This window comes from Pinirhizobacter sp., from assembly GCF_035317885.1.
Taxonomy (GTDB): domain Bacteria; phylum Pseudomonadota; class Gammaproteobacteria; order Xanthomonadales; family Rhodanobacteraceae; genus Pinirhizobacter.
In genome coordinates this window covers 1-6,800 of record NZ_DATHFX010000047.1, presented here as the reverse complement: position 1 = coordinate 6,800, position 6,800 = coordinate 1, and the positions used below count along the sequence as shown (strand labels likewise).

The 6,800-nt window shown below is 62.8% G+C and carries 5 protein-coding genes and 1 pseudogene; 3 read left to right on the top strand and 3 right to left on the bottom strand.

Annotation, left to right across the window (positions count from 1 at the left end):
- Nucleotides 1-74 precede the first annotated feature (74 nt).
- On the bottom strand, nucleotides 75-539 hold the full coding sequence (locus VK519_RS01435; RefSeq protein ID WP_324346955.1) for a CS1 type fimbrial major subunit: 465 nt from the start codon (nucleotides 537-539) through the stop codon (nucleotides 75-77).
- 124 nt (nucleotides 540-663) lie between these two features.
- Entirely contained in the window at nucleotides 664-1,410 is a 747-nt protein-coding gene (locus VK519_RS01430) for a hypothetical protein (protein WP_324346954.1), read from the bottom strand.
- A 363-nt stretch (nucleotides 1,411-1,773) separates the two neighbouring features.
- On the opposite strand from VK519_RS01430, the gene groES reads away from it, so the two are divergent.
- Nucleotides 1,774-2,067 carry a co-chaperone GroES gene (gene groES, locus VK519_RS01425; RefSeq protein ID WP_250624728.1) on the top strand — a complete coding sequence of 98 codons (294 nt, stop codon included), beginning with the start codon at nucleotides 1,774-1,776 and terminating at the stop codon, nucleotides 2,065-2,067.
- Between the two features lie 57 nt (nucleotides 2,068-2,124).
- Nucleotides 2,125-3,774, top strand: coding sequence for a chaperonin GroEL (gene groL / locus VK519_RS01420; protein WP_324346950.1), 1,650 nt, complete (start codon nucleotides 2,125-2,127; stop codon nucleotides 3,772-3,774).
- Nucleotides 3,775-3,847: 73 nt separating this feature from the next.
- Here groL and VK519_RS01415 read toward each other — a convergent pair whose 3' ends face one another.
- Nucleotides 3,848-5,689 carry an LTA synthase family protein gene (locus VK519_RS01415; protein ID WP_324346948.1) on the bottom strand — a complete coding sequence of 614 codons (1,842 nt, stop codon included), beginning with the start codon at nucleotides 5,687-5,689 and terminating at the stop codon, nucleotides 3,848-3,850.
- A 171-nt stretch (nucleotides 5,690-5,860) separates the two neighbouring features.
- Between VK519_RS01415 and VK519_RS01410 the strand changes: the two are divergent.
- Nucleotides 5,861-6,800, top strand: a pseudogene (locus VK519_RS01410) (bifunctional [glutamate--ammonia ligase]-adenylyl-L-tyrosine phosphorylase/[glutamate--ammonia-ligase] adenylyltransferase); the annotation flags it as partial.

Below are 6,800 nucleotides of genomic sequence, written 5' to 3'. Positions count from 1 at the left end.
AAAAGTAACCTTCCCGCGCCAGGCGGATTCGAAAGAAAAACACCAGGTCGATTTGCTCGACCTGGCGGGTGGTTCTAAACGCCGTCGAAGATCAGTACGACATCACCAGCGTAGGTGCCACCGGGATATCCCTTACCAATGGGCTGGATGCTAAGCGGATAAGGTGCCCCGCCGCCTTTGACATGTATCTGCTGTGCATCCAGGGTAATTGTCTTGTCACCCAGCTTTACTTGCAGGGGGATGACGGCGTCACTGTTACTGTCATTTACCAGGTTGGCGGCTTTTTCCAGCTTTGCCGTGACGTTCAGGGTCAAGCTGGTAATCCTCACGTCGTTCGCATAAGGAGTGAAAATTTCTTTAACCTTGTCGTAGGCGAGAGGGGTAACGGCTGTTGGCCATGGCCTAGTTGGGGTGATCGTGAAGTCTGGCTCCGGTATGATGGTGCTGAACTTCAGTGTCTGCTGGACCGGAGCGGCCACGGCGTTGGCTAGCGGTACCATGCCAAGACAAATGGCGAGGGCGATGTGGTTGATCTTCATGGGTGATTCCTTTCGTTAAACTTGTCGAAGATTAGCTTCCCGCGGCCTACCGCAATTGGATTGCGCCGATGCTCGCGAAGTTGGTAAAAAGTTCTTTCTTTTGCGTCAACATGTGGCTTGAATGTCAGTTTCTTTCGCCAATCATTTTTTTGGTCGTGGTTACTCCTTCCTTGAGCTCGAACGAACGATAACGGTTAGGTTCAACGAGCACCCTGAGACTGCCATGCGGGTTGACGCGCTCAGCGGGTAGCTCCTTGCATTCATGTGATGCACGGCGGCACGAACGGTGACCTGTGAGATAGATCGTGCTGTTGCCATCGTTGTGAACCACATGGCCGCCATCGACGGCCGCAATTCGCGTGGCGAACAGGGGTGAGCGCGGAGCAACGACGACTCGCGCGCCGTAGCCCACCTGGATGCTCAACTGCGCATGGATCTCCTTGGAGGCCTCGTTCTCATCTTCGTCCGATATGGCGAAGCCATCGGCCTTCTTTGGTGCCACGGGAACGAAGCGCACACGGAAATACCGTTCGTGATTGCGTTCGCCCAGGGTGATCAGACGCACGACCTGCCGCCCGCCCGCAGGCACGATCAGGCGGTTGGGACTTGCCAGCAGGGTTTTTTCCAGTTCGCTGGTTACGGCGCTCAATTCGTCGCCCCCGACCGTCATCTCGATCACGTCGACGCGGACGAAGGCGGTGGCCGGGCTCATGTTGTAGACGGTGAGCTCGCCGGTACTGCGGTTGGGCGCCAGGTAGGCATGCATGCTGTCCAGGGTGATGCCTGCATGGGCGGTACCGGCAAGGAAGCAGCCGAGGGCGATGAACATCAACGGAAGGGTCGGGAAACGGTGGCCGGGGGCGGATGGCATGGCTTCTTCCACAAGGGGCATGGATTGACATGCTAGGAAGCGTGGCGGTCCCTTCCTATTCGATTCGCCGCAAAACCGTCCGACACGGGCTGCCAGTGAGAGCCGCGAAGACGCGCCCGCCATGCCCGATCAGGGGCTCCTCCCAGGACGTCATCTCGTCCGCCTGCGACGGGTTGCCGTGAAGAATCGGTGGTCTTTGGGCCACGTCCCCCTTGAACCACGCCCACGCGCCGCCATTAGCTAGTCGCGCCCAGCTTCTTCCGCCATGGACGAACTGCGGCTAAACTTCTGGCACTCGCCTATGGCAAGTGCTAACAGGCGACACCATTTTCTTTCATCATCAACCACTTAGTGGAGTGAACCATGAGCAAGCTGCGTCCGTTGCACGACCGCGTCATCGTCAAGCGCCTCGAAGAAGAGCGCATGTCCGCTGGCGGCATCGTCATTCCTGACAGCGCCACCGAGAAGCCCACCCGCGGCAAGGTCATCGCCGCCGGCACCGGTCGCATCCTGGAAGACGGCAACGTCCGCCCGATGTCGGTGAAGGAAGGCGAAACCGTACTGTTCGGCAAGTACGCCGGCCAGGAAATCAAGATCGACGGGGAAGAGCTCGTTTTCCTTAAGGAAGACGACATCGTTGCGGTGATCGAAGGCTGAATCCTGCCTCTCCCGTACCCCTTAAAAAACCTAACCTAGTTCAAGGAATTCAAAGTCATGGCAGCTAAAGAAGTCCGCTTCGGCGAAGACGCCCGTTCGCGCATCCTCAAGGGCGTGAACACCCTGGCCAACGCGGTCAAGGTCACCCTCGGCCCCAAGGGCCGTAACGTCGTGCTCGAAAAGAGCTTCGGCGCCCCCACGATCACCAAGGACGGCGTGTCCGTCGCCAAGGAGATCGAGCTGGCCGACAAGTACGAGAACCTCGGCGCGCAGATCGTCAAGGAAGCCGCCTCCAAGACCTCCGACGTCGCCGGTGACGGCACCACCACCGCTACGGTGCTGGCCCAGGCGTTCATCCAGGAAGGCCTGAAGGCTGTTGCCGCCGGTATCAACCCGATGGACCTCAAGCGCGGCATCGACAAGGCCGTCATCGCCGCCGTGGGCGAGCTGAAGAAGCTCTCCAAGCCCACCGTCGACGACAAGGAAATCGCCCAGGTCGGTACCATCTCGGCCAACTCCGACGCCAACATCGGCGACATCATCGCCACCGCGATGAAGAAAGTCGGCAAGGAAGGCGTGATCACGGTTGAAGAAGGCTCGGGCCTGGAGAACGAACTCGACGTCGTCGAGGGCATGCAGTTCGACCGCGGCTACCTGTCGCCGTACTTCATCAACAACCAGGCGTCCCAGCAGGTTGAGCTGGACGACCCGTACATCCTGATCCACGACAAGAAAGTGTCGAACGTGCGCGAGCTGCTGCCCGTGCTCGAGGCCGTCGCCAAGGCTGGCAAGCCGCTGCTGATCGTGGCCGAGGAAGTCGAGGGCGAAGCCCTGGCAACGCTCGTGGTCAACACCATCCGTGGCATCGTCAAGGTCGCCGCCGTCAAGGCGCCGGGCTTCGGTGACCGCCGCAAGGCCATCCTGGAGGACATCGCGATCCTCACCAATGGCCAGGTGATCTCCGAGGAAGTGGGCCTGCAGCTTGAGAAGGCCACCATCAACGACCTGGGCCGCGCCAAGCGCGTGGTGATCACCAAGGAAAACACCACCATCATCGATGGTGCCGGTGAAGCTGAGCGCATCCAGTCGCGTATCGCCCAGGTCAAGGCGCAGATCGAGGAAACCTCCTCCGATTACGACCGTGAGAAGCTGCAGGAGCGTGTGGCCAAGCTGGCCGGCGGTGTTGCCGTGATCAAGGTCGGTGCCGGTACCGAGATCGAAATGAAGGAAAAGAAGGCCCGCGTCGAAGACGCCCTGCACGCCACGCGCGCAGCGGTGGAAGAAGGCGTTGTTGCCGGCGGTGGCGTTGCGCTGATCCGCGCGCTGAAGGCCGTTGAAAACCTGAAGGGTGACAACACCGACCAGGACCTGGGCATTGCCATCACCCGCCGCGCCCTCGAAGCGCCGCTGCGTGCGATCGTGGCCAACGCGGGCGAAGAGCCCTCGGTGATCGTCGCCAAGGTCAAGGAAGGCACGGGTAACTTCGGTTACAACGCCGCCAACGGCGAGTTCGGCGACATGCTGGTCATGGGCATCCTGGACCCGACCAAGGTCACCCGCACGGCCCTGCAGCACGCTGCCTCGGTGGCTGGCCTGGCCATCACCACCGAGGCGATCGTTGCCGAAGTGCCGAAGAAGGACGACGGCGGTGGCCATGGTGGCGGTCACGGCGGTGGCATGGGCGGCATGGGCGGCATGGATTTCTAATCCCGCCTCTCCGCTGAAAAACAAAACCCCCGCTTCAGCGGGGGTTTTTTTATGCCCGGGCCGTGGCGATGACTTACTGCCGTGCGCCCGCCGCCGCGGCTTCCTCCGCTGCAGTCTTCTGCCGGGCCAGCACGGCAGCATCCATCGGCGAGGCGAACTGCGCCATCAGTTTGTCCAGTTTGCCGCGCAGGCGCAGCTGCGCCACGTTGCCCATGCCGTTGTCGTCGTCTTTCTGCACGGCGTCTTCATTCGGCAGCGGTGCGTCAGGGGCGCGGGTAAGCGCCGCCAGAACCGGCGCCACCACCTGGGTGAGCGCGAAGTACGGATCGTCGTGGATGCCGGCCCGGTCAAGCACCATGACCGGCAACGCCCATGCGGCCATGTCCTGCTTCACGTTCTTGTCCGCTCGCGTATCGAAGAGAATCCACGGCACGGGCTGGGTAAGCATCGATTGGCCGTTGACGAAGCCCGCGGTGTTGTAGGTGTCGATCAGCGCCGGCAAGTGGTCGCCGTAGAACAGCAACAGGGCGGGGCGCTCGCGTTTGGACAGAAGATCCGCCAGGCGGCCGAGTTCGGCATCGGCATGGCGCATGTGATAGATGTAATTCTGCAGGTCGAGCTTGGCCTTGCCGTCCACGCCGCTGGGTACCGGAATGGCATCGCGTTCGGCCACGTCGATGTTGGGATTCGTGTCGTACGGCCCATGCGCTTCCATGCTGATGGCAAAGACCAGCCGTGGCGGCCCGGAGTCCTTCAGCTGCGAGAGGATTTCATCCGTCATCGCGCTGTCGGCCATGTAGTTGCCATCGACCTTGAAACCGCGCGGGAACTGCGGCTGCGTGATGAACTTGTCGAAGCCCACCGCCTTGAATGCCGTGTTGCGATTCCAGAAGCTGCCATCGTTGCCGTGCACGGCGATGGTTTCGTAGCCATGCGAGCGCAACGTGCGCACCATCCCCGGAATCACCCGGACGTTGAGCTGCAGGTAGGGGAACTGCATGTCGGCGAAGTAACGCAGCGACAGGCCGGTGAGCACTTCGAACTCGGTGCGGATGGTGCCGCCACCGAAGGTGGGTACATGCAGCGAGCCTGAAGCGGAGCGTTCGGCCAGGCGGTGCAGGTTGGGTGCGAAGGTGTCGCCCTCCAGGCCCTTGATCACGGCCGGGTCGAAGAACGACTCGCTCTGCACGATCACGATGTCGGGAGTCTGGCCGTCTGATGTCGCGCTCTGCGCGATGTGATCACGCAATCGCGTGTCGCTCGCGGCAATGAAGCGCTCCGCGGCGTCCGGATCCGCCTTGTGTTTCTGGCCAGCGTACTGCAGGCGGAACTGCATCAGCATGGTCACCAGGCCGTTGTGTCCCGCGGTGGCCGACGCCGACCATGGTTCCATGCCAAGCCTGTCGCGGTCGTATACATGGGCCCAGGCGGGCAGGCCGGCGAACAGCGTGCCCAGCAGCGCCAACAGGGCAAAGCCCGCGGTGAGCCGCTTGCCGTGCGTGCGACGGGCGAACATGGGTGGTTCGTAATGGGCCAATGCCCAGATGATGGCGATGGCGGCGACGATGGCCAGGTACGGCCAGGGGCTTGCCGGTAGGTAACCGCCCAGAAGATGCGCGCCGCTGCCCTTGAGTTGGCCGACCATGCGGAAATCGGCGGGCACCAGCGGGGTGCCGAGATTGCGCACCTTGATCGCATTCACGCCGTAGACGATGCCCAGCCCCAGGCAAGTTAGCCCGAAGGCAAGGAAAATCCTGCGGGTGAGCACCACCAGAAGCGTCGCCACCATCAGCCCCGGCAGGGCATTGGCGAACAGGTGCAAGGGGCGCTGGTACCAGACACCCGGGCTTACGCCTGGGTTTCCATCGATCAGCGAGGTAAGGAATACCAGCGCCACGGCCAGTGCGAGCGGCACCCCGATGCGCAGAACGCGCCAGCGCCATAACCTTGATTTCACAGCATGAATTTGCGACATGACGGATGTTGTCACGCTAACGGGTAGACACTGTAACCCAGGGGTCATGAACTGCACGTGCCTGCCGTCTGACTGTCCGCTGACCGCCCATCGACGGCACAATGGACGGCCATGCCCCAGCCCAGCCCTTCTCCCGAACTCCGCGCCCTCGTCGATGGCCGCCTGGCCGACCTGATGGCGCGCTGCCGCGCCATGGGCGTGGCGGTACACGATGATGCGGGCGTCACCGAACGCCTCCGCCAACTGTTGCTGGCCAGCGACTACGCCTTCGACGTCCTGCGGCGACACCCCGAATGGCTGGCGCCGGCGGGCATCGAACGCCTGCGCTCCGGCGCCGACGCTTCCGCGCGGATCGAGTCTCTACAGCTGCCCGACGACGAAACCGAGACACTGGCGCGCCTGCGCCGTTTCCGCCACGCCGAGGCGCTTCGCCTGGTCTTCCGCGACGTCAACGGCCTGGACGATGTTGGCGAGACTCTCGCCGCCACCAGCCAGCTTTACGAAGCCTTGTTGGGGGTCGGCCTGGCCTGGAGCGAGCGCGCCATGGCCCGGCGCTATGGCAAGGCACGCGATGCCTCGGGAGAGGAACAGCGGCTTGTGGTGGTGGGCTTCGGCAAGCTCGGCGGGTCGGAGCTGAATTTCTCCTCCGACATCGACCTGGTGCTGGCCTACCCCAACGGGGGCCAGAGCGATGGCCCCCGTCCGCTCGATAACAACGAGTATTTCGTCCGTCTCGGCCGCCAGCTGGTGCGCCTGTTGGCCGAACCCACCAGCGACGGGATCTGCGCGCGCGTTGATTTGCGCCTGCGACCTTTCGGCAACTCCGGCCGCCTGGCGTTGCCCTTTGCCGCCATGGAGCAGTACTACCAGCGCGAAGGCCGCGACTGGGAGCGCTATGCGTGGATCAAGGCGCGTCCCGTGGCTGGCGACCGTACGGCGGGGCGGCAACTGCAAGACATGCTGCGGCCCTTCGTGTATCGCCGCTACCTCGATTACACCGCCTTCGCCGGGCTGCGCGAGATGAAGGCGCTGATCGACGCGGAGGTGGCGC

What these genes read in the sequence shown, in the direction of transcription:
- VK519_RS01435 (WP_324346955.1), bottom strand. Translation starts at nt 539, where the DNA reads ATGAAGATCAACCACATCGCCCTCGCCATTTGTCTTGGCATGGTACCG.
- VK519_RS01430 (WP_324346954.1), bottom strand. Translation starts at nt 1,410, where the DNA reads ATGCCATCCGCCCCCGGCCACCGTTTCCCGACCCTTCCGTTGATGTTC.
- groES (WP_250624728.1), top strand. Translation starts at nt 1,774, where the DNA reads ATGAGCAAGCTGCGTCCGTTGCACGACCGCGTCATCGTCAAGCGCCTC.
- groL (WP_324346950.1), top strand. Translation starts at nt 2,125, where the DNA reads ATGGCAGCTAAAGAAGTCCGCTTCGGCGAAGACGCCCGTTCGCGCATC.